Annotated in this window: 18 protein-coding genes and 8 tRNA genes; 6 read left to right on the plus strand and 20 right to left on the minus strand. The window is 63.2% G+C overall.

What is annotated here, in order from left to right:
* Positions 1 to 233: 233 nt before the first annotated feature.
* From PG881_RS01340 to PG881_RS01355, 4 genes are all read left to right on the plus strand, one after another.
* On the plus strand, positions 234 to 1,451 hold the full coding sequence (locus tag PG881_RS01340) for an aspartate aminotransferase family protein (RefSeq protein ID WP_041218447.1): 1,218 nt from the start codon (positions 234 to 236) through the stop codon (positions 1,449 to 1,451).
* 75 nt (positions 1,452 to 1,526) lie between these two features.
* Positions 1,527 to 2,546, plus strand: a complete 1,020-nt coding sequence (gene astA, locus PG881_RS01345; protein WP_270797822.1) for an arginine N-succinyltransferase — start codon at positions 1,527 to 1,529, stop codon at positions 2,544 to 2,546.
* A 70-nt stretch (positions 2,547 to 2,616) separates the two neighbouring features.
* On the plus strand, positions 2,617 to 4,086 hold the full coding sequence (gene astD / locus PG881_RS01350; protein ID WP_270797823.1) for a succinylglutamate-semialdehyde dehydrogenase: 1,470 nt from the start codon (positions 2,617 to 2,619) through the stop codon (positions 4,084 to 4,086).
* A 109-nt stretch (positions 4,087 to 4,195) separates the two neighbouring features.
* Positions 4,196 to 4,993 carry a DUF1338 domain-containing protein gene (locus tag PG881_RS01355; protein ID WP_011706954.1) on the plus strand — a complete coding sequence of 266 codons (798 nt, stop codon included), beginning with the start codon at positions 4,196 to 4,198 and terminating at the stop codon, positions 4,991 to 4,993.
* An 85-nt stretch (positions 4,994 to 5,078) separates the two neighbouring features.
* On the opposite strand, the gene PG881_RS01360 is transcribed toward PG881_RS01355, so the two are convergent.
* Positions 5,079 to 5,675: an HAD family hydrolase gene (locus PG881_RS01360; RefSeq protein WP_011706953.1), complete on the minus strand. Its 597-nt coding sequence runs from the start codon at positions 5,673 to 5,675 to the stop codon at positions 5,079 to 5,081.
* 176 nt (positions 5,676 to 5,851) lie between these two features.
* Between PG881_RS01360 and PG881_RS01365 the strand changes: the two genes are divergently transcribed.
* Positions 5,852 to 7,216, plus strand: a complete 1,365-nt coding sequence (locus PG881_RS01365; RefSeq protein WP_223950090.1) for an MDR family MFS transporter — start codon at positions 5,852 to 5,854, stop codon at positions 7,214 to 7,216.
* A gap of 67 nt (positions 7,217 to 7,283) precedes the next feature.
* Here the strand turns inward: PG881_RS01365 and nifJ are convergent, their stop codons facing one another.
* The 8 genes from nifJ to pnuC form a co-directional block, all read right to left on the minus strand.
* On the minus strand, positions 7,284 to 10,820 hold the full coding sequence (gene nifJ, locus PG881_RS01370) for a pyruvate:ferredoxin (flavodoxin) oxidoreductase (RefSeq protein ID WP_270797824.1): 3,537 nt from the start codon (positions 10,818 to 10,820) through the stop codon (positions 7,284 to 7,286).
* Positions 10,821 to 11,306: 486 nt separating this feature from the next.
* Entirely contained in the window at positions 11,307 to 13,097 is a 1,791-nt protein-coding gene (locus PG881_RS01375; protein WP_270797825.1) for a hypothetical protein, read from the minus strand.
* A 400-nt stretch (positions 13,098 to 13,497) separates the two neighbouring features.
* Positions 13,498 to 15,129, minus strand: coding sequence for an alpha-glucosidase (locus PG881_RS01380; protein WP_270797826.1), 1,632 nt, complete (start codon positions 15,127 to 15,129; stop codon positions 13,498 to 13,500).
* Positions 15,130 to 15,329: 200 nt separating this feature from the next.
* Positions 15,330 to 15,731, minus strand: a complete 402-nt coding sequence (locus PG881_RS01385) for a DUF1622 domain-containing protein (RefSeq protein WP_016351614.1) — start codon at positions 15,729 to 15,731, stop codon at positions 15,330 to 15,332.
* Between the two features lie 67 nt (positions 15,732 to 15,798).
* Positions 15,799 to 16,116 (minus strand): N(4)-acetylcytidine aminohydrolase, encoded by a 318-nt coding sequence (gene yqfB / locus PG881_RS01390; RefSeq protein ID WP_257685162.1) that lies wholly within the window; start codon positions 16,114 to 16,116, stop codon positions 15,799 to 15,801.
* 43 nt (positions 16,117 to 16,159) lie between these two features.
* Positions 16,160 to 16,831 (minus strand): Crp/Fnr family transcriptional regulator, encoded by a 672-nt coding sequence (locus PG881_RS01395; protein ID WP_270797827.1) that lies wholly within the window; start codon positions 16,829 to 16,831, stop codon positions 16,160 to 16,162.
* Between the two features lie 127 nt (positions 16,832 to 16,958).
* Positions 16,959 to 17,684, minus strand: coding sequence for a nucleoside phosphorylase (locus tag PG881_RS01400; protein ID WP_270797828.1), 726 nt, complete (start codon positions 17,682 to 17,684; stop codon positions 16,959 to 16,961).
* Positions 17,681 to 18,403 carry a nicotinamide riboside transporter PnuC gene (pnuC, locus tag PG881_RS01405; RefSeq protein WP_011706944.1) on the minus strand — a complete coding sequence of 241 codons (723 nt, stop codon included), beginning with the start codon at positions 18,401 to 18,403 and terminating at the stop codon, positions 17,681 to 17,683. The genes PG881_RS01400 and pnuC overlap by 4 nt, the downstream gene beginning before the upstream one ends.
* Before the next feature lie 262 nt (positions 18,404 to 18,665).
* On the opposite strand from pnuC, the gene PG881_RS01410 reads away from it, so the two are divergent.
* Entirely contained in the window at positions 18,666 to 20,498 is a 1,833-nt protein-coding gene (locus PG881_RS01410; protein WP_011706943.1) for an SLC13 family permease, read from the plus strand.
* Positions 20,499 to 20,739: 241 nt separating this feature from the next.
* On the opposite strand, the gene PG881_RS01415 is transcribed toward PG881_RS01410, so the two are convergent.
* The 11 genes from PG881_RS01415 to PG881_RS01465 form a co-directional block, all read right to left on the minus strand.
* Positions 20,740 to 20,823 (minus strand) — tRNA-Leu (locus PG881_RS01415).
* Between the two features lie 8 nt (positions 20,824 to 20,831).
* Positions 20,832 to 20,908 (minus strand) — tRNA-Met (locus PG881_RS01420).
* 36 nt (positions 20,909 to 20,944) lie between these two features.
* A tRNA-Gln gene (locus PG881_RS01425) sits at positions 20,945 to 21,019 on the minus strand.
* Positions 21,020 to 21,064: 45 nt separating this feature from the next.
* Positions 21,065 to 21,141 (minus strand) — tRNA-Met (locus PG881_RS01430).
* A gap of 38 nt (positions 21,142 to 21,179) precedes the next feature.
* A tRNA-Gln gene (locus PG881_RS01435) sits at positions 21,180 to 21,254 on the minus strand.
* A 41-nt stretch (positions 21,255 to 21,295) separates the two neighbouring features.
* Positions 21,296 to 21,370 (minus strand) — tRNA-Gln (locus tag PG881_RS01440).
* Positions 21,371 to 21,516: 146 nt separating this feature from the next.
* Positions 21,517 to 21,591 (minus strand) — tRNA-Gln (locus tag PG881_RS01445).
* 8 nt (positions 21,592 to 21,599) lie between these two features.
* Positions 21,600 to 21,676, minus strand: a tRNA-Met gene (locus PG881_RS01450).
* Between the two features lie 235 nt (positions 21,677 to 21,911).
* Positions 21,912 to 23,003 carry a redox-regulated ATPase YchF gene (gene ychF / locus PG881_RS01455; protein WP_016351608.1) on the minus strand — a complete coding sequence of 364 codons (1,092 nt, stop codon included), beginning with the start codon at positions 23,001 to 23,003 and terminating at the stop codon, positions 21,912 to 21,914.
* A gap of 249 nt (positions 23,004 to 23,252) precedes the next feature.
* Positions 23,253 to 23,849 (minus strand): aminoacyl-tRNA hydrolase, encoded by a 597-nt coding sequence (pth, locus tag PG881_RS01460; protein ID WP_005298460.1) that lies wholly within the window; start codon positions 23,847 to 23,849, stop codon positions 23,253 to 23,255.
* A gap of 197 nt (positions 23,850 to 24,046) precedes the next feature.
* Complete coding sequence (locus tag PG881_RS01465) at positions 24,047 to 26,038, minus strand: bifunctional metallophosphatase/5'-nucleotidase (RefSeq protein WP_270797829.1); 1,992 nt, start codon at positions 26,036 to 26,038, stop codon at positions 24,047 to 24,049.
* Positions 26,039 to 26,085 lie beyond the last annotated feature (47 nt).

The following is a 26,085-nucleotide window of genomic DNA, read 5'->3' on the forward strand; positions in this document are numbered from 1 at the left end:
TTTTCCCTGACACTTTATTCACCTCCCTCCCTGTCCAAATTATCTCTTGCCAACACCCCCTGAGCCGTTATGCAATGCGGTTGCCTAAAATCTCACGGGCAGTCGAACATTGTTCCCTGTAACGCGCTTTGTTGCAGACTTTTAGCTTTTTTTCTGTGACAATGCCGGTGTGTTTACATGGATTTAACTTTTGGGCGGTGGATTATTCTGTCGCCAGATCGAAGGAGAGCAATATGTCAGAGTTGTTGGCAGTGACACGTGAAGTGTTTGATGAAGTGATGGTTCCCAACTATGCGCCCGCCAAGATCATCCCGGTGCGTGGTGAAGGGTCACGTGTCTGGGATCAGGAAGGCCGTGAGTATGTGGATTTCGCCGGCGGGATCGCCGTCAATGGCCTGGGCCATTGCCATCCCAAGCTGGTCGAGGCCCTGAAAACCCAGGGCGAGAAGCTGTGGCACCTCTCCAACGTGATGACCAACGAGCCGGCCCTGCGCCTGGCCAAGAAGCTGGTCGCCGCCACCTTCGCCGACAAGGTCTATTTCTGCAACTCCGGTGCCGAAGCCAACGAAGCCGCCCTCAAGCTGGCCCGTCGCTACGCCATCGAGAAGTTCGGTGCCCACAAGACCCAGATCATCGCCTTCCACCAGGGCTTCCACGGTCGTACCTTCTTTACCGTCAGCGTGGGCGGCCAGGCTGCCTACTCCGATGGTTTCGGTCCCAAGCCCGCAGACATCACCCACGTGGCCTACAACGATCTGGCGGAGCTGGCAGCCGTCATCTCCGACAATACCTGCGCCGTGGTGATGGAGCCGCTGCAGGGCGAGGGCGGCATCATTCGTCCCACCGACGAGTTTGCCAAAGGGGTGCGCGAGCTGTGTGACAAGCACAACGCCCTGCTGATCTATGACGAAGTGCAATCCGGCGTCGGTCGTACCGGCGATCTGTTTGCCTACATGGGTCTGGGCGTCACGCCGGACATCCTCACCAGCGCCAAGGCGCTGGGCGGCGGCTTCCCCATCGGTGCCATGCTGACCACCACCGAGATCGCCTCCCACCTGAAAGTGGGCACTCACGGCTCCACCTACGGCGGCAACCCGCTGGCCTGCGCGGTGGCCGAGGCAGTGATCGACGTGGTCAACACCCCGGAAGTGCTCAATGGCATCAAGCAGCGCGAACAGCTGTTCCGCGAAGGGATCGAGGCCATCAATGCCAAGTACCACTGCTTCAGCGAAGTGCGCGGCAAGGGTCTGCTGCTGGGCGCCGTGCTGAACGACGACTACAAGGGACGCTCGCGCGACTTCCTGCTGGCCTCCATCGACCAGGGTCTGATGGCGCTGGTCGCCGGCACCAACGTGGTGCGTTTTGCGCCGTCCCTGGTTATTCCGGAAGCGGACATCAAGGAAGGGCTGGTACGGTTCGAAAAAGCGGTTGCCCAGGTGGTTAACGCCTGATCCAAATTGAGGTGGGGAGCCCTCCCGGCAGGAGCCGGGACCCCACCTGTCGTCAATGAAAGGGAGTTGTCATTTATGTTGGTTATCCGTCCCATCGAGCAAAAAGATTTTGCCGGTCTCAAGACCTGTGCCATCGAATCCGGCACCGGCATGACCTCGTTGCCTGTCAACGATGAACTGCTGCAGCGCAAGATAGACGCTTCCACCCAGACCTTTTCGGACAAGCCTGCGGGCAAGGGTGACTGCCTCTATTTCTTCGTCGCCGAGGATCTGGAGACCGGCGAAATGGTCGGTACCTGCGCCATCGATGCGGCCGTGGGCCTGTCCCAGCCGTTCTACAACTATCACATCGGCAAGGTGGTGCACTCTTCCCCCAAGCTCGGCATCTACAACGTCGTGGAAACCCTCACCCTCTCCAACGACTACACCGGCAATTCCGAGCTCTGCACCCTGTTTCTGCGCGAATGCGCCCGCGAGGGGCTCAACGGCCGTCTGCTCTCCAAGCACCGCTTTCTGTTCATGGCCGAACACCCCGAGCTGTTTGACGAGACCGTCTTCGCCGAGATGCGTGGCGTCTCCGATACCGATGGTCACAGCCCCTTCTACGAGTGGCTGCAAAAGCATTTCTTCTCGATGGATTTTCCCACCGTCGACTATCTCACCGGCATCGGCAAGAAGCGCTTCATCGCCGAACTGATGCCCAAGTACCCCATCTACGTCAATCTGCTGAGCAACGAGGCGCGTGCCGTCATCGGTCAGACCCACGAGAAGACTCGCCCGGCCATCAAGATGCTGCAGGACGAAGGATTCGTGAATCGCGGCTATGTCGACATCTTCGATGCCGGCCCCACCGTCGAGTGCGACGTGAAGAACATTCGCAGCGTGCGCCGCAGCCAGAAGCTGCGGGTGCTGGTGGGTGAGCCCATCGGCGGCAAGACCCATCTGGTCTGCAATACCCGCTACGAGCACTACCGCGCCTGCTATGGCAATATCCGGGTCGATCTGGACAAGCACGAAGCCATCATCCCGCCCAAGATGGCGACCGCACTCAAGGTGCAGGATGGCGACATGGTGCGCGCCGTCGATCTCGATTGAGCCATATCAGCAGTAAAACCGCATATGAAACAGGCAGCCAAGGCTGCCTGCGAACCACAGGGAGTGAAGGATGAGCCAGTTAGTTCAGTTTATTGACGGTCAGTGGCTGGCCGGTGCAGGCAAGCCGTTCGAGTCAAAGGACCCGGCCAAGAATCAGGTGATCTGGCAAGGGGAGGCCGCCAGCGCCGCCCAGGTGGAGGCTGCCGTCAAGGCTGCCCGCCATGCCTTCTATCATTGGTCCGATCTGGCCCTCGAAGATCGTCTGGCCATCGTGCGTCGCTATGCCGACCTGCTCGGCGAGCACAAGGAGGCGCTGGCGCTGACCATCGCCCGCGAAACCGGCAAGCCGCTGTGGGAGACCCGCACCGAAGTGGCCGCCATGCAGGGCAAGATCGCCATCTCCATCCGCGCCCATGACGAGCGTACCGGCACCGTGGAGAACCCCATGCCGGGCGCCAAGGCGTTCGTACGCCACAAGCCCCACGGCGTGGTCGCCGTGTTCGGCCCCTACAACTTCCCGGGCCACCTGCCCAACGGCCATATCGTACCGGCGCTGATCGCCGGCAATACCGTGGTGTTCAAGCCCTCCGAGCTGACCCCCATGGTAGCCGAGGCCATGTTGAAGATCTGGCAGGAGGCGGGGCTGCCCAAGGGCGTGCTCAACCTGGTGCAGGGCGAGGTCGACACCGGCAAGGCGCTGGCGGGCAATCCGGACATCGACGGCCTGTTCTTCACCGGTTCGTCCCGTACCGGCCACTTCCTGCACCAGCAGTTTGCCGGCCAGCCGGGCAAGATCCTGGCCCTCGAGATGGGTGGCAACAACCCGCTGATCGTGAAAGACGTGAGCGACATCGACGGGGCCGTCCATGCCATCGTGCAGTCCGCTTTCATTACCTCTGGCCAGCGCTGCACCTGCTCGCGCCGCCTGTTTGTCGAGCGCAGCGCCCAGGGCGATGCCTTGGTCAAGCGCCTGGTAGCGGTGGTTGGTCAGATCAAGGTCGGCCTCTATGACGCCGCCGAGCAGCCGTTCATGGGCGCCATGATAAGCGAGAAGGCAGCGCTCGGCATGGTCGAGGCGCAAGCCAACCTGCAGCGCCTCGGTGGCGAGAGTCTGCTCACCCTCAAGCATCTGGAAGCGGGCACCGGTTTCGTCTCCCCGGGCATCATTGACGTGACCGCAGTCAGCGCGCTGCCGGATGAAGAGTACTTCGGCCCGCTGCTGCAGCTCATTCGCTACGACGATTTTGATGCCGCCATCGACCAGGGCAACGCCACCAGCTTCGGCCTCTCGGCCGGCCTGCTCGGCGACAGCGAGGCGGACTGGAACCACTTCTTCAAGCGTATTCGCGCCGGCATCGTCAACTGGAACAAGCCCATCACCGGCGCCTCCAGTGCCGCGCCGTTCGGCGGCATCGGCGCCTCCGGCAACCACAGGGCGAGCGCCTACTACGCTGCCGACTACTGTGCGTACCCGGTGGCTTCCGTCGAAGACAGCAAGGCCGCCATGCCGGATCAGCTGTCTCCCGGTCTGACGTTCTAAGCAAGGCAAAGGCAGGCGCTCTCTGCGTTGAAGCCAGCGCCTGACCACGACAATAAAAGGGGCACTGAACAGGTGCCCTTGTCTGTACCCGCAATCAAAGGAAAGAGAGATGCAAAAGGATATCGACACCCTGTTCGGTCATTTGTGGGATAACTACATTCAAGTCACCCCTAGTGCCCACAAGGTTCATCAACTGCTGGGTGGTGGCGAGCCCATCGTCAACGACCACGTGGCGTTTCGCACCTACAACCTGCCCAAGCTGGGGCTGGAGAAGCTGGCCGCCCACTTCCTGGCGCTCGGCTACGAGCAGAAGGGCGAGTACGTGTTCAAGGCCAAGAAGCTCTATGCCAAGCACTTCGAGCATAAAGACCCGGACGCGCCCAAGGTGTTCATCAGCGAGCTGAAGGTGGAAGAGCTCTCCGATGCGGCCCAGGCCATCATCCACAAGCTGGCGGCTCAGGTGCCCGATCATCTGACCGACACCCAGGCCTTCCTCTATGCCGGCGCCCCCTGGCAGGTCTCCTGGGCCGATTACCAGACCCTGCTGGCGGAGAGCGAGTATGCGGCCTGGATGGCAGCCTGGGGTTATCGTGCCAACCACTTCACCGTCAACATCAACCGCCTGAAGGACTTTGACACCATCCAGCAGGTCAACGCCGCCCTCAAGGCCGCGGGCTTCGTGCTCAATGGCGTGGGTGGCGAGGTGAAAGGTGACCCGCAGGTGATGCTGGAGCAGTCGTCTACCATGGCCGACAAGGCGGACGTGGCCTTCACCGACGGCGTGCGCACCATCCCGAGCTGCTTCTACGAATTCGCCCTGCGCTACCCGCAGGCCGACGGCGTACTCTACCCGGGCTTCGTCGAAGCCTCGGCCGACAAGATCTTCGAATCCACCAACGCCATGTAAGGCGGGGCCGGGTTATCCCGGCACTGCTGCATGCAAAGCGCCTCCTTTGTGGAGGCGTTTTCATTGGTGGCAGGGGCATTGTGGCCTAGCGCTGGTAGAGCTCCCCCTCCAGTGCCAGCACCGTCTCCATCCCGGCGGCGCGGCCGGCCTGCAGGCCGATCTGGGTATCTTCGAACACCAGGCAGTTGGCGGGATTGGCGCCGAGCAACTCGGCCACTTTCAGGAAGGTGTCGGGGTGGGGCTTGTGGTTGTCGATGTCATCGGCACTGACCAGTACGGGAATATAGGCATCCAGACCGGTGTTTTTCAGGATGTGCAGGGCGTGCTCGCGCGATGAGCCCGTTCCTATGCCCATCGGAACCTTGCCGTGGCAGCGCTTGACCAGCTCCCACATGGCGGGAAACACGCTGACCTTGTCGATATGCTCAAGATAGAGCGCCACCTTGCGCCGGGTGAAGGCGTCCACATCGATATCCAGCCCATGCTGCTCGGCCAGGATGGCGACTATCTTGCGGGTGGGAATGCCGCCGAATTCATTGAGCTGGGCACGATCGAAGGGCAGGCCGAACTCGGCGCTGGTCTCCTCCCAGGCATCCAGATGCAGGGGCATGGAGTCGACCAGGGTGCCGTCCATATCGAAAATCAGGGCATCGTATTGCTCAAACCGGAACTGCTCGGACATGGGGCTGCTTCCTCTTGGGGGTGAACAGCCAGCCTACCAGAATGCAGGAGGCAATGCCGCGACCGGGGTCATGCTTGCCGCTCAGGGGCGGTTTTGGCCATCGGCTGATGATTTATGAGACAATAATAAGTTCTGCGTTGCAGATCCCGGCATTTTCAAATGAGCGAGCCCGTCATATGTCCCCAAAAACCATCTTCTCGAGCGTGGCCCTGGTGATCGCCCTGGGTTCACTGGAAAAGAGCATAGTCACCACCCCCTTGCCCATCATAGGGGCCGAGCTGAACGCCGGCGCCGCCCTCACCTGGGTGGTCACCGCCTACCTGCTGGCGGCCACCGCCGCCCTGCCCATCTACGGCAAGCTGAGCGACATGTTCGGCCGGGTGCGCATGCTCAACATCGGCATCGGCCTGTTTCTGGCCGGCTCCGTGGCCTGCGGCCTGGCCCAGGATCTGCCGACCCTACTGGCGGCCCGCGTGCTGCAAGGATTGGGGGGCGGCGGCCTGATCGCGCTCGCCTTCACCGTCATCGCCGACAGCATACCGCCGCGGGAGGTGGGCAAGTATCAGGGCTACATCTCGGCGGTCTATGCGGTCTCCAGCATCGCCGGGCCCCTGCTCGGCGGCTACTTCACCGAGCAGCTCAGCTGGCGCTGGATCTTCTGGATCAACCTGCCGCTCGGGGCGCTCGCGCTCTGGCTGGTGAACCGCAACCTGAGTCACCTCAATGTGCGTCGCCACAGTCGCTTCGACTGGAAGGGGGCGGCGCTGCTGATCACCGTCACCACCCTGAGCCTGCTGCTGCTCTCGCCGGAGACGGCCCTGCCCGCCATCTGGCTGGCGGCGGGACTGGCGCTGGCCCTGCTGCTGCTGATCCTGGTGGAGCGGCGGGCCCACGACCCCATACTGCCGGCCCATCTGGCCCGGCTGCCCGGTTATCTGGTCAGCGTGCTGCTGGCGCTGGCCTCGCAGTTGCTGATGTTCGCGGTGCTGGTCTATCTGCCGCTGCAAATGCAGTGGCAGAAGGGGATGGGGGCCAGCGAGAGCGGGCTCTACATGGTGATCTTCATGGTCTGCATCACGGCGGGGGCCTTCGTCGGCGGCAAGCTGATCGGCCGCACCGGTTACTACCGGCGCTTCGTGGTGGTGGGGTTCGCCCTGTCGGCGCTGGCGCTGTGGCAGATCCACTTCGACGTCTGGGCCAGACTGGGGCTGGGGTTTGCCGGATTGGGGCTGGGCCTGGTGCTGCCGGCGCTGTCGGTGGTGGTGCAAAACGCTCTGCCACGGGAAGATCGCGGCATCGGCATGTCGCTGTTCAACTTCGGTCGCGAGCTGGGGGGGGCGGTCGGGGTGGCCATCTGCTCCGTGCTGTTTCACTCCGCTCTGCCGGCGGGCAGCAGCCACAACCTGGCCAGCCTGAGCCCGGCCGAGCTGGCGCCCGGTTTCAGCGCCACCTATATCGGCATGGCGCTGATCGCCACCGCCGCGCTACTCATCACCCTGCTGGCGTTGAAACGTCACGAGCTGGCCAGCATCCACGCCTGATGGCGTCACCGCGACATAGCAACAGGGCTCCCCATGGGGAGCCCTGTTTGTTGGTGGGTCTGCGTTGCTACTCCTGGGCTGGCGCCTCCTTGCCGGCCAGCTGGCTCAGCCAGGCGAAGCGGCGGTTGGCGTCCAGCTCCGCTTCCCGGTAGAGCTGGCTGGCGATTTCCGGCAACTGGCGTTCCAGCCGCTTGAAGCGGGGCTCCTGCTGCAGGGTCTCGGCCAGCGATGCGCTGGGGGCCCGGGAGTCCAGTGCCAGCGGCGCCTTGCCCTCCTCGCTGCGGCGCGGGTCGTAGCGATAGAGCGGCCAGAAGCCGGTGGCGGTCAGCTGCTTCATCTGCTCGTGGCTCTGGGCCAGATCGTAGCCGTGCTCCTCGCAGGGGCTGTAGGCGATGATGAGCGACGGACCCGGGTAGGCTTCGGCCTCCTGAATGGCCTTCACCGTCTGGTTCATCTGGGCGCCGAGGGAGATCTGCGCCACGTAGACATGACCGTACATCATCACGTTGGCGCCAAGATCCTTGCGCCCCTTGCGCTTGCCCTGCTCGCCAAATTTGGTGATGGCGCCGAGCGGGGTGGCCTTGGACTGCTGGCCGCCGGTGTTGGAGTAGCACTGGGTATCGAGCACCAGCACGTTGATGTTCTCCCCCAGGCTCAGCACGTGATCCAGCCCGCCGTAGCCGATGTCGTAGGCCCAGCCGTCGCCGCCGATGAGCCAGACTGATTTCTCCACCAGGTAGTCCGCATCACGGGCCAGCTCCTGAGCCGCGGCGTCGGTGCGCCCCTGCAGCAGAGCGCGCAGCTGCTCGATATGGGCGCGCTGCTCGGAGACCGGCAGGCTGGTGTCTTGCAGCCCCTGTTGCAGCCCGGCCGGGACGGCGTCCCCCAGGCTCGCCAGCAGGCGGCGTACCCGCTCGCGATGCTGATCCATGGTGAGCCGAAAGCCCAAGCCAAACTCGGCGTTGTCCTCGAACAAGGAGTTGGCCCAGGCCGGCCCGCGCCCGTCCGCATTGGTGGTGTAGGGGGTGCTGGGCAGGTTGCCGCCATAGATGGAGGAGCAACCGGTGGCGTTGGCAATCAGCAGCCGGTCGCCGTAGAGCTGGGTCAGCAGCTTGATGTAGGGGGTCTCGCCGCAGCCGGAGCAGGCACCCGAGTATTCAAACAGCGGCGAGATGAGCTGGGAGGTGCGGATGTCGATGCGCTCCAGCTGCTCGGCGGTGCGCTCGGGCAAGTCCAGGAAGAAGTCGTAGTTGGCCTTCTGGGCCTTGAGGTGATCCAGCCTGGACTCCATGTTGATCGCCTTGCGGCTCGGCTCGGTGCGATCCTTGGCCGGGCATACCTCGACGCAGAGGTTGCAGCCGGTGCAATCCTCAGGTGCTACCTGCAGCACGTATTGCAGGCCGCGCATGTCGCGGGCCTTCACATCCAGTGCATCCAGGGTGGCGGGGGCACCGGCCAGCGACGCTTTGTCCACCACCTTGGCACGGATGGCGGAATGGGGGCAGGCCGCCACGCAGTAGTTGCACTGGGTGCAGAGGTCTGCCTGCCAGATGGGCACCTCCTTGGCGATGTTGCGCTTCTCCCAGCGGGTGGTGCCCACGGGCCAGGTGCCGTCCGGCGGGAAGGCGGAGACCGGCAGGCTGTCACCCAGCCCCGCCAGCATGGTGGCGGTGACGGTCTGCACGAAGTCCGGCGCCTTGGTCGATACCACGGGCGGGCGCTGGTGGCTGGCGGGGTCAAGCGCCTGCAGCGGCACCTGAGTCAACGCCTCACAGGTGGCGGCCAGGGCCTGCCAGTTGCGCTCCACCAGTGTCTGCCCCTTGCTGCCATAGCTCGATGCGATGGTCTGGCGCAGCAGCTCGGTCGCCTCTGCCGGCGGTATGATGGCGGTGAGCTGGAAGAAGGCCATCTGCATCACGGTATTGATGCGATTGCCGAGCTGGCACTCGCGGGCAATTTTGGCGGCGTTGATGGTATAGAGGCGCGCACGCTTCTGGAGCAGGGCCAGTTGCACCTCCTGGGGCAGTCGCTGCCAGATCTGATCGGCGTCGTAGGGACTGTTAAGCAGGAAGATGCCGTCGGGCCTCAGCCGCTCCGCCATCTGGTACATGTCGATGAACTGCCACTGGTGGCAGCCGATGAAGTCCGCCTCGTCCACCAGGTAGGCCGATTGCAGCGGCCGCTCGCCGACCCGCAGGTGGGAGACGGTGAGCCCACCCGCCTTCTTGGAGTCATAGACGAAGTAGCCCTGGGGGTAGAGGTCGGTGTGGTTGCCGAGGATCTTGATGCTGTTCTTGGCCGCCGACACGGTGCCGTCACTGCCAAGGCCGTAGAACAGTGCCTCCAGCTTGTGCTGGTTGCCAATGCCGGGATCCAACGTCGGCAGCGGCAGGGAGAGGCCGGTGACGTCGTCGAAGATGCCGACGGTGAAGCGCGGCCGTGGGTTATCCAGCGCCAGCTCATCGAAGATGGCCTGCACGCAGGCCGGGTTGAACTCCTTGGAGGAGAGGCCGTAGCGCCCGCCGATGACCCGCGGCAGGCTGGCACGATCCCCCCGGCTGACCGCCTCGGCCAGGGCGCTCATCACGTCCAGATAGAGCGGCTCGGCCAGGGCGCCCGGCTCCTTGGTGCGATCCAGCACCGCAATCTTGCGGGCGCTCTCGGGAATGACCGCCAGCAGGTGCGCGGCCGAGAAGGGGCGGTAGAGCCGTACCTTCACCAGCCCCACCTTCTCGCCCTGTTCAATCAGCCGCGCGATCACCTCCTCGCAGGTGCCGATGGCGGAACCCATCAGCACCAGCACCCGCTCGGCCTGTGGGTGACCCAGGTATTCGAACGGCCGGTAGTGGCGGCCGGTGCGCTCACCGAAGGCGTCCATCGCCTCGCTCACATGGCGATACCCATCGTCATACCAGGGGTTGGTGGCCTCCCGGCACTGGAAATAGGTGTCCGGGTTGGCGGCGGTGCCGCGAATGACCGGTTTGTCGGGGGTCAGCGCCCGCTCCCGATGGGCACGGATCGCCTCGGCGGGCAGCAGGGCGCGCAGGGTGTCGTCATCGAGCGGCACTATCTTGGTGATTTCGTGGGAGGTGCGAAAGCCGTCGAAGAAGTGGATGAAGGGCAGCCGGCTGTTGAGGCTGGCCACCTGGGCGATCAGGGCAAAGTCCTGGGCTTCTTGCACATTGCTGGCGCAGAGCAGGGCGCAACCGGTCTGGCGCACCGCCATCACGTCCGAGTGATCGCCGAAAATCGACAGGGCATGGGTCGCCACCGTGCGCGCCGCCACGTGCAGCACGAAGGGAATGAGCTGGCCCGCCAACTTGTAGAGGTTGGGGATCATCAGCAGCAGGCCCTGGGACGAGGTAAACGAAGTCGCCAGTGCCCCGGTTTGCAGCGCGCCGTGGACGGTGGCAATGGCGCCCCCCTCCGACTGCATCTCCACCACGCGCGGCACGTCGCCCCACAGGTTCAGGCCCCGCTCGCTCGACCAGGCTGACGCCTGTTCCGCCATGCTGGAGCTGGGGGTGATGGGGTAGATGGCGATGACTTCGCTGGTGCGGTAGGCCACCGAGGCGACCGCGTTGTTTCCGTCTGTGGTGATCATGAATTGCCCACTTACTATGCCAGTTTGAATGACGGCTGTGATCAGCCGGCCATGGATAGGTCGCCGCCATAGTAAGAGTGGAAATAAACGCGGAACAAACGGGATAAATAATCATGCCAAAGGCCGCGGTGGCGCGGGATGGCGGCCTATCGCCGGTGACGGGGGCAAGTCGGCAGAGGGTCGGGCGGGATGGTTATTGAGGGTAATTCGATTAACTGGATCGGCCGCAAAACGGGTCGATCCGGCCCCGTCAATAAATAATCAAGCGGCAAATTAATTTGCGCCGTCGGGCGATGCGAGAGTGTTTCACGGCCGGGATGGCAGGGTCATGGTGCGGGATGGCCTTTCACATCAGTCATAAAAAGGGCTCCTTAAGGAGCCCTTTTGAATCATCTTGGCGTCTCTCTGCTACCACTATTTCCCTTGCATCTGGCCTCGGGGAACGGACCAGCCTGATGTGATGCCGGCCCGTGCGAGGGCGTTGTCCTACTCGTGGTGCAGGGTGATGCAATCAAGCCCGCCGCTGCCGCGCAGCAGGGCTTCCGCCTGGTTGAACTCCTCCCGTTTGTTGCTGGCAGCCTGACCCACGAAATAGGGGGTGAGCCCGGCCACCTCGCGTTGCAGCCAGGCGGCGAATGCCTGATTGAGGGGGGCGATGCTGGCGGCATTGGTGATGTAGAAGGGCTGCTGGCGGGTGCCCATGATGCCGTTCATCCAGTTCACCGGCCGCTTGCCCACGCTGAACGCGCCCGGGGTGGCGATGGGGGTCAGGCCGGCATCGGTCAACTGCTGGCGGATGAGGGCATGGATCTTGTGCCAGCGCTCGCTCTGCTGGCGCAGGTCGGTCACGCTCTGGCCAAGTTCCTGCCGCTCGCTCTCGCTCAGGCTGCCGCCTTCGGCCAGCACCTGTTCGATCAGCGCTGCGCTGGCTCCATGATCGTTCAGCAGGATACGACCGTCGGCCAGTGGGCGCATGGCCATGTCGAGGTGAAAACCGGGCTGGGCCAGGATCACCAGATCCTGCTCGGCCACCTTGAGCTCCTGCGCCATCAGGCGCTGGCTGATGGCCATCATGGCGAGGAAGCGGCGGGTCTGGTGATCTTGCTCGGCGCCAGCCAGCCCTGTTCGCTGGTAGCCACCGGCTTGCAACATGTGACCCAGCCGGGCCAGGGTGGCGGCATCGGCTGCCTGCGTCGGCAGTGCCTGGGCTATCTGCTCATCATTGAACTCGGAGTGAAGCTCGGCGGTCACCACCAGGCTGGCGTACTCCTGCTTGAGGCGGGTCAGCAGATCGAAGGAGGCCGGCAGCGGTTGGCCATGGATGGTGCGATAGCGCTCGGCAATCCGCTCCCCTTGCTGCGGGCTCAGAAACATCCGCTGCTCCACCGCCTCCCGGGTTGGCCCATCCACTTCGTACTTGGCGAGCTCGGCCTTGGCACGCGCGGTCCTGGCAAAGGCGTGGCGCTGCGGCTCATCCAGCCCCTGCGGCAGCAGGTTGGCAGCCTCCAGCAGTATGAGGTCCACCTCGGTGTCATGACCCTTCTGGAAGGTATAGGGGCTGCCCAGCCACTCCTCTTCGTTCAGGTGCAGCCGAAACTCGCCGTCGCGCTCCATCTTTTCCTGCAAGGCGGCGATGCGCTCACTGTCCAGCCGGCTGTGGTGCAGGGTGGTCTGCAGCAGGGCGTCGCGGCCGATCAGGGCATAGGGCGTACCGTCGGCTCGCTGGCCGGTCAGCATGTTGCCGCCATCGATGATGGAGAAAGTGGGGATGAGCTCGCGCCCCTGCGCCTCGGCGAAGGTGTTGGCCTGGGAGAGCATGCTCTCGTTGAGCCCCTGGGAGGCTTGGCTGCCGAGGCTGTAGTGCCCCTCCTGCTCGGCCTCCGGGCTCTGCTCTGTCAGGGCAGTGACGAAGGCGTGGTAGCTGTCCTTGTTGGCCAGCGGCGCCCGGGGGCGGAAGATGAGAGCGCCATCGCGAGACAGCCACATGTTGTCCTCGGTCCAGGTGTACATGTCAGCGTGGGTGCTGACCGAAAACCCCTGCTCCTTGCCGATCTGCTCCAGCTCCGCCACCAGTTCCGGTTCAGTCTGGAGGGGCAGGTGGAGCTGGTGGATCCGGTTGCCCAGATCGTCCTGGGCCAGCTGGAAACTGCGATCGAGGGCAGGGGAGTGCTGGCCGTCGGTGAGGGTCGGATCGTCCGGGAAAATCAGAGGGGCCGCCATGGCCGAGTGGAACCAGAAGAGGGTGGAGAGGGCGAGTGCCACGCCGGTTTTGCGCATGATGATTTCCTGTTGTTATGGCGGGAGAGTGCCCGCGAGCCTGAACGTCGGCGTGCGGCGCCGTGCCGCACGCTTCGGATGGAAACCATAAGGAGCCGACGAAGAACCACAAGGGCGCAAATCTGAATTGACTTTTAACCCTGACTAAACAGCGTTTAATATCGCCACTTGATGATAAAAACGTCGTTTTTGATGGCGACTATTGCCAATAAAGACAGGGTGTTGAACTATTTCAATTGTCGATAGCAAGCCGTGACTGGATATTGCCTGGCAAGGCGGTGTGAGCCTGAAAACGCGAAGTTTTTAAGTGAGTAAATCACCGGGGCGTATCGACCGCCGAGGGGAGGGGAATCATCGGGGGCAGGGGCCGCCCCCTCGTGACGGAGGCTGGCGCTGCCAGTTACTCCCTTGCTGGCAGCAGCCAGGCGGCCGCCTGATAGGGGGCAAAGGTGGCGGTGGGCTGCCCCGGGTAGTTGCTCATCAGCAGGGTGGCACCTGCCTCCACCTGATCAAGGTGCGGCATGACCAGGGGGCGCTCGGTGAGGTTGGCGAGCAGCAGCAGGGTGTGCCGCTCTGCGCTTGCCGGATCCCGCCAGCAGCGGCGATAGCTGATGCGATCTGGGTCGTCCCCATCAAGCAGCTCAAAGTCGCCGTGGCGAACGACAGGGTGAGCCTTGCGCAGGGCGATGAGCTGGCGATAGCAGTGAAACGGCGAGTCGGGGCGGGCCAGCTGCTCGGCGGCATTTATCTCGACGTGATTGGCGTTGAGGGCAATCCAGGGCGTGGTGGTGCTGAAACCGGCGTGGGGGCCGGCGTCCCACTGCATCGGGGTGCGGGCGTTGTCTCGGCCGATGGCATCGAGCCGCCTATTCAGCTCGGCAGGATCCAGCCCTGACTGGCTGGCGCGGTAGTTGATGGCCTCCACATCGCGCAGCTCGCCCGGCTGCCAGTGGCGGTTGGTCATGGCCAGCTCCTCCCCCTGATAGATGAAGGGGGTGCCCTGCAGCACCATGGCCCACAGCTTGGCGCTGATTTCACGCCATTCGGGTCTGTCATCGCCAAAGCGGGAGACGGCGCGGGGCAGGTCGTGGTTGCCGAGAAACAGGCTGTTCCAGCCTCGGCCGTGCAGCCCCTGCTGGTGGCGGGCCATGGCCCGTTTGAAGGCAAGGGGGTCGAAGCGGGAGGTCCACTTGTCACTGCCGAGCCCCAGATGCTCGAAGTTGAACACCATGCTGAACTCGCTGCCATCGGGGCTCGAATAGTTCTGCATATGGGCGAGATCCGCTCCCCAGGTCTCCCCCACCGTGATGATCCCCTGGCCGCCGAAGCTCTCGGCATTGAGCTCGCGGATATAGTCGTGCAGGCGCGGGCCATTGCTCATGGCAAGTCGGTCCCACTCCTTGCTCACCATGTCGATCACATCGAAGCGAAATCCCTTGATTCCCTTGCCCAGCCAGAAGTTGATCACCTGCGCCATTTCGGCCCGTACCGCCGGGTTGTCCCAGTCCAGATCTGCCTGACTCGCATCGAAGTTGTGCAGGTAGTAGCGATCAAGCGCCGGCACGTACTGCCAGCCACTGCCGCCAAAGATGGAGGTAACCGGGTGGGCATCTACAAAGGCTTGGTCGCGAAACACGTAGTAGCCCTGATAGCGGGGATCGCCGGCCAGCGCCTGCACAAACCACTCGTGCTCGGTGGAGGTGTGGTTGGCGACGATATCCATCATGATGCCGATGCCGTGAGCGGCCGCCTCGGCGATTAGCTGCTCCATCTCGGCCTGGGTACCGAAGGCGGGGTCGATGGCACGGTAGTCCGCCACGTCGTAACCGTTGTCCCGCTTGGGGGAGCGATAAATGGGGGTGAGCCAGAGCATATCAACCCCCAGGGTGGCCAGATAACCGAGGCGCTGACGAATGCCGTTGATGTCGCCCATGCCGTCGCCATCGCTGTCCTGAAAGCTCATGGGGTAGATCTGGTAGATGACGCAACTATCGAGGTCGATGTCGGGTGTGTGGAGAGGTCGCGGGTTCATCAACTGGGCCGGTTGGGGGAAGCGATGGTTTATCTTACGCAGATGTGCGGGCCCTCGACAGGGCGGAGAAAGGCTTGAAAAGGGTTCCATAGTTGGCTGATTGCCAAAAGTGAGGGGAGGGTCACAACTGGGCCATCCCGAGCCATGGTTGTGGTCGGGATGGCACGACACTTAGCGATGATGCTGTGCAAAGAAACGGGTTATTGAGCCGCCTTGGCCTGCTCGCTGCGTTGCTCCTGCTGGCGCTCTGCCTTGTCTTGCTGGCGTTCCGCTTGTGCTTCCAGCTCCTTGCCGAGGAAGTAGTTAAGGAAGGTGCGGATCACCGCGATGATGGCGAGGCGGATCAGCTCCTCCTTGCTCGGTGCCACCGTGGTGGCCAGGATGTCGGCGGCCAGCTGGAACTCCAGCGCCAGAATGAGCCAGCTGCCGAAACAGAGCCGGATGTGGGGAAAGCCGGGCTCGTGATCCCGCACCCGCGCCGCCAGCCAGAGGGTCTTGCCCAGCCCTATCACCACGCAGGCGATGGAGATGATCTCCAGCAGCAGCTGGAACAGCTCGACCCCGTGCATCATGCCCTCTCGCAGGCTCGCTATCTCAAACACTCGGGTCACCTCCCTGATTCAAAAGAGGACACTATTAACACATCGCTCGGCAAAGACCAAATCCGGCTCAGGCAAGCAGTTTGAATTCAATGACATAGAGCGGCGGCAGTGCGGGGTAGATGTCGCGGATCACCTGTTTGAGCTCGGGGAGGGTCATGTTCTCCTGGCGGGCGTGTTCGTCATTGAGCTCATCGAAGGCGACCGCCTTGACCGAGAGCACCTCTATGGTGCCAAAGGGCTGGTGCTCCGGGTTGGTGAACAGGGCCAGCCGCTGGCCGGGTTGCCAGTTGGCCTCGCTCTCGTCGCGGATGGTGATGGTCTTGCGGCCGGCCTGGATGTCGGCGACGAAGCGGCTGAAGAAGGTGAACTCGGGATAGGTAGGCATGGCACTCTCCTGACAGGGTGAATCGAAATGGGGTGAATGGAAATCAAAGGTCGAGGTAGGCGCGCAGCCTGACCAGATCGGCGATGACCGGGCCGTCGCTGCCGTCGGCGACTATGCCCTGCTCGATCAGCTCCTTGAGGGCGCGCCGATAGACCCGCTCGGTGGTACCGAAGCGCGCCGCCTCGTGGGCCCGCTTGCGCGAGCCCAGCATGGGGGTACGCTGGCGCTCGCGCCACAGCTCGAAGGCGATGTTGTAGGCGATGGGGTGCAGCAATCGGCTGGTGGTGATGTCCAGGGTATCCAGATAATCGCTGGCGAGCGCCGCGGCGAAGAAGAGGGTCAGCTCGGGCTCGGCCAGCAGCCGTTTGGCCAGCTGGTCGGCGCAGATGACGGCGGCGTCCAGCTCGGTCTCGGCCACCACGCTCCACTGCACCGGGGTGGCGCTGAAGAACTCCATCTCGCCGAAGATCTGGCTATGGCACTCAATCTCGCCGAGCTGAAACAACCGCCCTGAGTGGACCGCGCTGTTGAGGGAAATCCGGCCCTGGGCCACCAGATAGAGCTGCTCGCACAACTCCCCTTGGCGCATGATGGGTTCGCCGGGCAGATAGCGGCGCGAGAACAGGGTGCAGTCTGCCAGCGCCGCGGCAAAGCGCGGTTCGAGTGCGGCAAGCTCGGCGTGAAAGCGACCGAGCGGATAGGGTTGTTGCTGCATGGTGAAGGCCCGGCTTGACGAGGGCCATGAGGCTAGCAAGAGCGCAGGCGGGATGCCAGCTTTGGCGCCTCTGAATGTGCCGGGCTTAACGTTTTGCCGGGGCCGCTGCGGCCCCGGCAGACCCGGTCTATTGCGTCAGGGCGTGGAGGGCGGCGGCGATGGCCAGCCGCTCGCCGATCATCATGGCGGCTTCGCTGGCCGCGTAGTCGCTCACCCCCGCTTGCACGTCCTGCTCGAAAGCCACCACGTTGCAGAGCACGGCGGCCACCCGCACCTTGCGCAGGCGCCCCACGGCGAGCAGGGAGGCGGTCTCCATGTCCGCCCCGAGCACGCCACGGGCGTGCCAATAGCGGCAGACGTCCTGCTCGTCATCCCGGTAGAAGCTGTCGTGGGAGCGCACCAGCCCGTGCCAGTGAGGCTGGCCGCTGGCGCCGAGATGGGCGAGCAGGGCGGCCTGCAGGCGGATGTCGGCGCAGGCGGGGTACTCGGGGGGCAGGTAGGCCTGCGAGGCGCCTTCGCTGCGCACCGCCCCCTCCACCACGATGAGATCCCCCAGCGCGATTTCATGCTGCAGGGCGCCGGCGGAGCCGACCCGGATGAGCGCGCGGGCGCCCGCCTGCACCAGCTCCTCCAGTGCGATGACGGCGGAGGCGCCGCCGATGCCGGTGCTGCACATCGTGACGGGCAGCCCCCGGTAGCGGCCGTTGATCAGGCGAAACTCCCGGTGCTGGCCCAGCACGTCACACCCGTCGAGCTGGCCGGCGATGCGGTCGACCCGAGCCGGGTCGCCGCACAGCACCACCCGTTCGGCGATCTGGTCCGGGCGGCATTGCAGATGGGGCAGCAGGCTCATGCGATCGCTTCCTGTTGCGGGCGCTTGGCGCTGACCATCCACAGGCGCGTGCCGTTGGCGGCGATAAACAGCAGGATCAGGTACTCAAGGGACATGGCATAGACCCCCTGGGCGGCATAGACGCCGATGCTGATGATGTTGATGACCACCCAGAGGATCCAGTTCTCCACGTACTTGCGGGTCATCAGGATCTGGGCCACCACGGAGAGCACCGTCATGCTGGCATCCCAGAAGGGGAAGGCATCGGGGGAGGGCTCAGGAGTGGCGAGATTGGCGCCAAACAGGTTGAGCAGGGCGACCGAGGTACGTGCCAGGGCGGCGAACACCGGGTCGATGTAGAGGGTCAGCAGGGCGATGGCCAGCACGCTCACGGCGGCGGTGGCGATGAGTTTGGACTTGCTGAGCCAGCGGATCTGCAGGGTGTCCCCCTGGGCGTTGGCCGGGCGGGTCCAGGCGTACCAGCCATAGAGGTTGGCGCAGAAGAAGAACAGCTGCAGCAGCAACAGGCCGTAGAGCTGGATCTGGAAGAAGATGATGGCGAACAGGCTGACGTTGATGAGCCCGAACAGGTAGTTGATGGTCTTCTCCTGGCTGGCGCACCAGATGCAGGCCAGCCCGAACAGGGTGCCGACGGCTTCAATCCACGACATGGCGTAGCCACCGCCCAGCGGTATGGTCACCAGGGTGTGATTGATGCTGAACCACTCGAATATGCTCATTTTCGTTTCCTTTGAAAATTGGGGGCGTGAACCGGGCCTATTCTAGGGGCGATGGGGGGAGGCTGGCAGGACTTTTGTCCGACCCGAGCCGAGCCACCTCAAAGAATGGGCAAACAGCAGGGGCAACTTTAGGCCCCCGATGGCGCCCTGATATGCGATGATGCCCTGCCCCTTTATTGATATGTAACAAATCGGGGAGAAATGAGCTGTGGTCTGATGGAATCCGCTCCGGCCGGGGTGGAGCTGAACAAAAGGAGCAAGTGTGAATTCCGAGTTGGTCTGGGTCCTCTGCATGCTGGTGGGCGCCATTTATCTGTTTGTGAGCAACAAGGTCCGCATGGACGTGGTTGCCTTGCTGATCATCATATTGTTCGTGCTGAGCGGCACCCTGACCCTGCCGGAGGCGCTGGCGGGGTTCAGCGATCCCAACGTCATCCTGATTGCCGCCCTGTTCGTGGTGGGGGAGGGGTTGGTGCGCACCGGCATCGCCTATCAGGTGGGGGATGCGCTGGTGAAGGTGGCCGGCAGCAGCGAGACCCGATTGCTGGTGCTGCTGATGGTGGCGGTCGCCCTGCTGGGGGCGGTGATGAGCAGTACCGGGGTGGTGGCCATCTTCATCCCTGTGGTGCTGAGCGTGGCGAACCGGATGGGGATCCCGGCCGGCCGGCTGATGATGCCGCTCGGCTTTGCCGGCCTCATCAGCGGCATGATGACGCTGGTGGCGACGCCGCCCAACATGGTGGTCAACAGCGAGCTGATGCGCCATAACATCCACGGCTTCGGCTTCTTCGGCTTCACCCCCATGGGGGTCATCATCCTGGGGATGGGGATCCTCTACATGCTGCTGATGCGCACCTCCCTGGTGCGTGACGGGGAGGAGGGCAAGAGCAAGCAGATCGGGCGCAGCACCATGCGCGATCTCATTCGCGACTACCGGCTGGCCGGCCGGGCGCGCCGGCTGGCGATCCGGCCCGATTCACCGCTGATCGGCCAGACTCTGGACGAGCTGCAACTGCGAGCCCGCTACGGGGCCAACGTCATCGGAGTGGAGCGCTGGCGCAAGTTTCGGCGGGTGATGGTCACCGTCTCCGGGGTGACCGAGTTCCAGGCCAAGGACGTGCTGCTCATCGACATGTCCGACCCCGAGGTGGACGTGCGCGAGTTCTGCAGCGAGGCGCGACTCGAGCCCATGATCCTGCGCGGCGAATATTTTTCTGATCAGGCGCGCGAGGTGGGCATGGCAGAGGTGTCGCTCATCCCGGAATCCCGTCTGCTCGGCAAGAGCATCCGCGAGGTGGCGTTTCGTTCCCACTACGGCCTCAACGTGGTGGGGATCCGCCGCGCCGGCGAGGCGCTTGGCGGCAAGCTGGTGGACGAGGCGCTGCAACTGGGGGACACCCTGCTGGTGGTGGGCAACTGGAGCCTGATCCGCCTGCTGCAGACTCACAGCCGCGACTTCCTGCTGCTGGGGCTGCCGGCCGAGGTGGACGAGATGGCGCCGGCCCGCAGTCAAGCCATTCACGCCCTCATCTGCCTCGGGGTGATGATCGCCCTGATGGTGACAGATCCGGTGCCCAACGTGATCGCGGCGCTGATCGCCTGCCTGCTGATGGGCAAATTCCGCTGCATCGACATGGAGAGCGCCTACAAGTCCATCCACTGGCCGACCCTGATCCTCATCGTCGGCATGCTGCCCTTTGCGCTGGCGCTGCAAAAGACCGGCGGGGTGGATCTCATCGTCGGCGCGCTGATCTCGGCGGTAGGGGAGATGGGGCCACGGGTGATGCTGGCCAGTCTGTTCGCCCTGTGCGCCATCATTGGGCTGTTCATCTCCAACACCGCGACGGCGGTACTGATGGCGCCGATTGCGCTGGGCACGGCGCAGCAGATGGGGATCTCCCCCTATCCGTTCGCCATGACCATCGCCATCGCCGCCTCGGCGGCCTTCATGACGCCGGTCTCCTCGCCGGTCAACACCCTGGTGCTGGGCCCCGGCAACTACCGGTTCGTGGATTTTGTGCGCATCGGCGTGCCCTTCACCTTGCTGGTGATGGTGGTGAGCGTCATCGCCATTCCCTGGTTCTTCCCGTTCTGACGACAGCAAACGACATGGCGGCCTGCGGGCCGCCTTTTTATTGCCCGCAATGCTCTGACATGAAAAGGGATGAATAAAGCGGGAACCGGGCATCAGCGCCGTCGTAGAGGGAGCACAGGGCGCAGCCGTTGATACATGGGCGGTATTGCAGACGTGCGATGGCATGGGGAGGGGAAGAAGAGTGGCAAACGCCGGATACAAAAAAACCAGCCTGAGCTGGTCTGTTTGGTACTGCTTTTGATGGTGCGGAAGGAGAGACTCGAACTCTCACGCCTAGGGCGCCAGAACCTAAATCTGGTGCGTCTACCAATTTCGCCACTTCCGCAGGAGTAATGGTGGCTATGACGGGATTCGAACCTGTGACCCCCGCATTATGAGTGCGATGCTCTAACCAACTGAGCTACATAGCCGTCTTGTGCACGACTTGCGTCGAATACAAGCAAAAATGGCTGGGGCACTAGGATTCGAACCTAGGTATGGCGAGATCAAAACCCGCTGCCTTACCGCTTGGCGATGCCCCAACAGTGTTCTTTGCAATCAGATGATTGAAGGAACGTTTTTAAAAATGGTGGCTATGACGGGATTCGAACCTGTGACCCCCGCATTATGAGTGCGATGCTCTAACCAACTGAGCTACATAGCCGTTTGTTGTCAACCACGGTGTGGAAGAGAACAGAATAATGGCTGGGGTACTAGGATTCGAACCTAGGGATGGCGAGATCAAAACCCGCTGCCTTACCGCTTGGCGATACCCCAACAGTGATGCCTGACAGAGACTATCAAACATCTTTTAAAAATGGCTGGGGCACTAGGATTCGAACCTAGGTATGGCGAGATCAAAACCCGCTGCCTTACCGCTTGGCGATGCCCCAACAGCGATGCCTGACAGATTCTATCAAACATCTTTTAACAGTGGCCGGGATACCAGGATTTGAACCTGGGCACATTGACGAGTTCAACACCCATCACTGCTTCCCTTGACCCGTCACCGACATCTGAATGCCGACAACTGAAATAATGGCTGGGGTACTAGGATTCGAACCTAGGGATGGCGAGATCAAAACCCGCTGCCTTACCGCTTGGCGATACCCCAACTAGAGATGGTGGCTATGACGGGATTCGAACCTGTGACCCCCGCATTATGAGTGCGATGCTCTAACCAACTGAGCTACATAGCCAACCTTGCTTCCAGTGCCTCGTTGCCTCGTCACTGTGCGGGCCGAATTATGCGTATCTGGCTCTGGGGCGTCAACCCTTTTTTTGTTTGAAAAACCGAATTTGGGTGCGTTTGGTGAGTTATTGGTCGCTGTCGTGCAAAAGCCCAACAATCTGGTTTTTTTTACGACATTTGCCAGCAGATACGAGCCTTGGCCAGTTAAAAAAGAGGCCAGCAAATGCTGGCCTCTCATGGGATTAGACGTTGAACAGGAAGTTCATGATATCGCCGTCTTTGACGATGTACTCTTTCCCTTCGGCGCGCATCTTGCCCGCTTCCTTGGCACCTTGTTCACCCTTGTAGGTGATAAAGTCTTCAAAGGCGATGGTTTGGGCACGAATAAAGCCTTTTTCGAAGTCGGTGTGGATCTTGCCGGCCGCCTGCGGAGCGGTGGCGCCGACCGGGATGGTCCAGGCACGCACCTCTTTCACACCGGCGGTGAAGTAGGTCTGCAGCTTGAGCAGCTCGTAACCGGAGCGGATCACCCGGTTCAGGCCCGGCTCTTCGATGCCAAGGTCAGCCATGAACTCGGCGCGGTCGGCATCGTCCAGCTCGGCGATGTCAGCCTCTATGGCGCAGCAGACGACCACCACAACCGCGTTCTCGGCGGCGGCGATTTCGCGCACCTTGTCGAGGTAGGGATTGTTCTCGAAGCCATCTTCCGCCACGTTGGCGATGTACATGGTGGGTTTCAGGGTCAGGAAGTTGAGGTGGCTGACGGCGGCCAGCTCATCCTTGTCCAGCTTCATGCCGCGGATCATCTGGCCGTTTTCCAGCGCCACCTTGATCTTCTCCAGCACTTCCACTTCCAGCTTGGCATCCTTGTCGCCGCCCTTGGCGCGCTTGGACTGGCGGTTGATGGCGCGCTCGCAGGCATCCAGGTCGGAGAGGGCCAGCTCGGTGTTGATCACCTCGATGTCGTCGGCCGGGGAGACCTTGCCGGCGACGTGGACGATGTTCTCGTCGTCAAAGCAGCGCACCACGTGACCGATGGCCTCGGTTTCACGGATGTTGGCCAGGAACTGGTTGCCCAGACCTTCACCCTTGGAGGCACCGGCCACCAGGCCGGCGATGTCCACGAATTCCATGGTGGTCGGCACAACGCGCTGCGGATTGATGATGGCCGCCAGCTGATCGAGGCGGGGATCCGGCATCGGTACCACGCCGGTGTTCGGCTCGATGGTGCAGAACGGGAAGTTGGCGGCTTCGATGCCGGCCTTGGTCAGCGCGTTGAACAGGGTGGATTTGCCTACATTGGGCAGGCCCACGATACCGCATTTAAAACCCATGGATTGTTACCTTACTTGATGGATGCTGTGTGAGGGCCGCAGAACCTGTCCATGCTCTTGCTGCGAGGCCGTGATCAAGGCTCATGTGCTGCTCGCTTATGTGAAACCAAGAGCGCTCACGTATGACTATACGCTCCGGTTCCTGCGCTGCGCTTTACCTTGCTGACAACCTCTCGTTACAGAGCATGAACAGGTTCTTGGGCGACCCCGTCATATTGTTCGACCCTGACGCGTGTCAGGCATCTGTATTCAGACTTTCTCGGCCTTGAAGCTGTGCAGCCGGTTCATGGCCTTGGTCATGTCCTGCTTGAACAGGATGTCGGTGGCGCGCAGGGACTCGTCCAGTGCGGCGTCGATCAGGCTCTGTTCGCTGCTGGGGGCCTTGGTCAGCACGAAACCGGCGACCAGCTCCTTGGCGCCCGGGTGACCTATCCCCAGTCGCAGCCGGAAGAAATTATTGTTGTTGCCCATCCTGGCAATGATGTCCTTGAGGCCGTTGTGGCCACCGTGGCCGCCGCCCTGCTTGAATTTGGCGATGCCGGGGGGCAGGTCCAGCTCATCGTGGGCCACCAGCATGGCTTCCGGCTCGATCTGGTAGAAGCGGGCCAGCGCGGCCACCGCCTTGCCGGAGAGGTTCATGTAGGTGTTCGGGATGAGCAGGCGCACATCCTGGCCATCCACCTGGATGCGGGCGGTGTGGCCGAAGAACTTGGGCTCTTCGCGCAGGCTGACGTTGTGCCAGCGTGCCAGTTGCTCCACATACCAGGCCCCGGCGTTGTGGCGGGTCTTGGCATATTCCGGGCCGGGATTGCCCAGACCCACGATCAGTTTGATTTGGCTTGTCACGCTTGATTTCTTCACTCGCTGCTTGCAATGGGCCGACTGCCCAGGGCAATGGGACGCAATATTCTAGCCGCCGACTGGCGATCACTCAACCAAAGCTCGGCCAGTGCCGGGGAAAAGCGGGAGAACCGGTGGCCAACGGCAGCAAAACGGGCCCCTGCGTGGGGCCCGTGGTGTGGCTTGCCGGTGGCAGAGTCGACTCATTGGGCGGCCCGCACCAGGGTGACGGTCTCTTCCGCCAGCGCCGTCAGGGTAGGGCGCTGTTCGCGCACATACTGCACGAAGGAGGCGGCGTCGGTGCCGCAATCCAGGCCGCTTGCCTTGCAGTCAAGCTGATGGCCGGCGGTGTAGCGGGCGCTCAGCTGATCGCCGCTCTGCTCCACCCGCTCGACCGGGAACGCCGTCAATTTGCCATCCTGCCAGGCGAGATCCTGGCGCTCGGCGTGCTGGGCCTGGGCGCGGGCCAGCGCCTGCCAGCCGTCGTTGCCGTTGGCGCTGTAGGCGTTCATCACCACCCGGTAGCGCGTCGCATCCACCAGATCCTGCCACTGGCCGTCAGCGTCCTGCCACTGCAGCTGGGTCAGCGTGCCGCGCTTGCCCGGTGTGGTCTCGGTGAAGGTGTAGCGCAGGTGACCACCGTAGGGGAACTTGCCGGCGTGGGCGCTGGCGGGCAGGGTGGCGGTGATGGTTTCGGTCAACAGGGCACGCACCTCGGCGCCGGTCAGGGTGAGCACCGAAAGCTGGTTCTTGAACGGCAGCAGGGTGAGCGCCGCATCCCCTTCGCGCAGCTCGCCGGCCGGCAGATCGGCGCGTACGCCGCCCACCGCCAGCAGGGCGAAGTGGACCGGGCCGCCGGTCAGCGCCTGCACCGCCGGGGTATTGGCCCAGTAGTACTGACCCTCGGCCACCAGCGGGGCGACGTCGGAGCCGTGGCTGTCGCTGCCGTTGTCGCCGGGGCGACGGGCATTTTGCAGGGCGGCCGGCAGGGTGGCGATGACGGGGCCGAAGGCCTGCTCGAGGGCGGGCTTGTAGTGGCTGTCGATGATGCCGCGCAGGCGGGGATCCTCATCCACGGTCACCAGATTGGGTTGGGCGTCGATGAACTTGGCTGCCTGCTTGCCGCGGGCCTCGTCCAGTGCCTGCTTGCGGGCGGGATCGGCGAAGAAGTCGCGGCTGGCCAGCAGCTGGTTCTGGCCCTTGCAGGCGATGACCCGGCCCTGGGCATCGAAGCTCACCTGAGCCAGTCCGATGGCCTGGGCATAGGAGCCGGCCTGCACCACGCAGGTCATGCCGACCCCGTCCGGGTTGGTGACAAGCGCCGCGTACTCGCCGGTGTTGCCCCAGCCGATGTTGCGAAAATCGCCGAGCAGGCTGTGGGAGTGGCCGCCGACGATGGCGTCGATGCCGTTCACCTTGGCCGCCAGCGCCAGATCCCGCTGGTTGCCGATGTGGGTGAGCGCCACGATCTGGTTGATGCCGTGCTGGCGCAGCAGGTCCACCGTCGCCTGGGCCGAGGTGATTTCGTTGCCAAAGCGCAGCTTGCCGACGTTGGGGGAGATGTTGGCCATGTCCTCCAGCACCAGCCCCATCACGGCGACCAGCTGTTTGCCCTGGGGCAGGTTGTTGAGATCGCTGACCGGGCTCTTCTGGTTGCCGTCGAAGGCGTAGATGACGAACGGCTTGAGATTGGCGGCGTGGCGCAGATCCGGATCGTCGCGGGTGTCCAGATTGGCGGCCAGCACCGGGAAGTTGACTCCCTGGATGAAGCGGGCGAGCTTCTGGTTGTCGAGATCGAACTCGTGGTTGCCAAGGGCCATGGCGTCGAGGCCGAACTGGCTCAGCAGCTCGGCGTTGGCCATCCCCTCGTTGAGCTTGAAGTAGCCGCTGCCCTGCCAGGCATCGCCGCCGTGCAGCAGCAGGATCGGCTGGTTCTTGGCCAGCGCATCGGCCTGGAAGGATTTCGCCATGGTGAGCAGGCGCGGATAGCCGCCGAAGCGGGTGTAGAGGGTGTCGGTCTCCCCCTGCTTGCCAAAGATGGGCCCCTTCAGCTCGGCGTTGACCGGGTCAAACTGGGAGTGAGTGTCGTTCATGTGAGCCAGGGTCAGCACGAAGGGCTGGCCTTCATTGCCGGGCTGACAGGCGAACAGGAAGCTGCAGAAGGCAAGGAGCAGCAGCGGGCGCAAGCGATTCATGGAACAATCCTTAACCTGCGACGGGGCAGGGCAGTACCGGGTGTAAC

It is taken from the genome of Aeromonas sp. QDB54, from assembly GCF_027707385.1.
GTDB lineage: Bacteria > Pseudomonadota > Gammaproteobacteria > Enterobacterales > Aeromonadaceae > Aeromonas > Aeromonas hydrophila.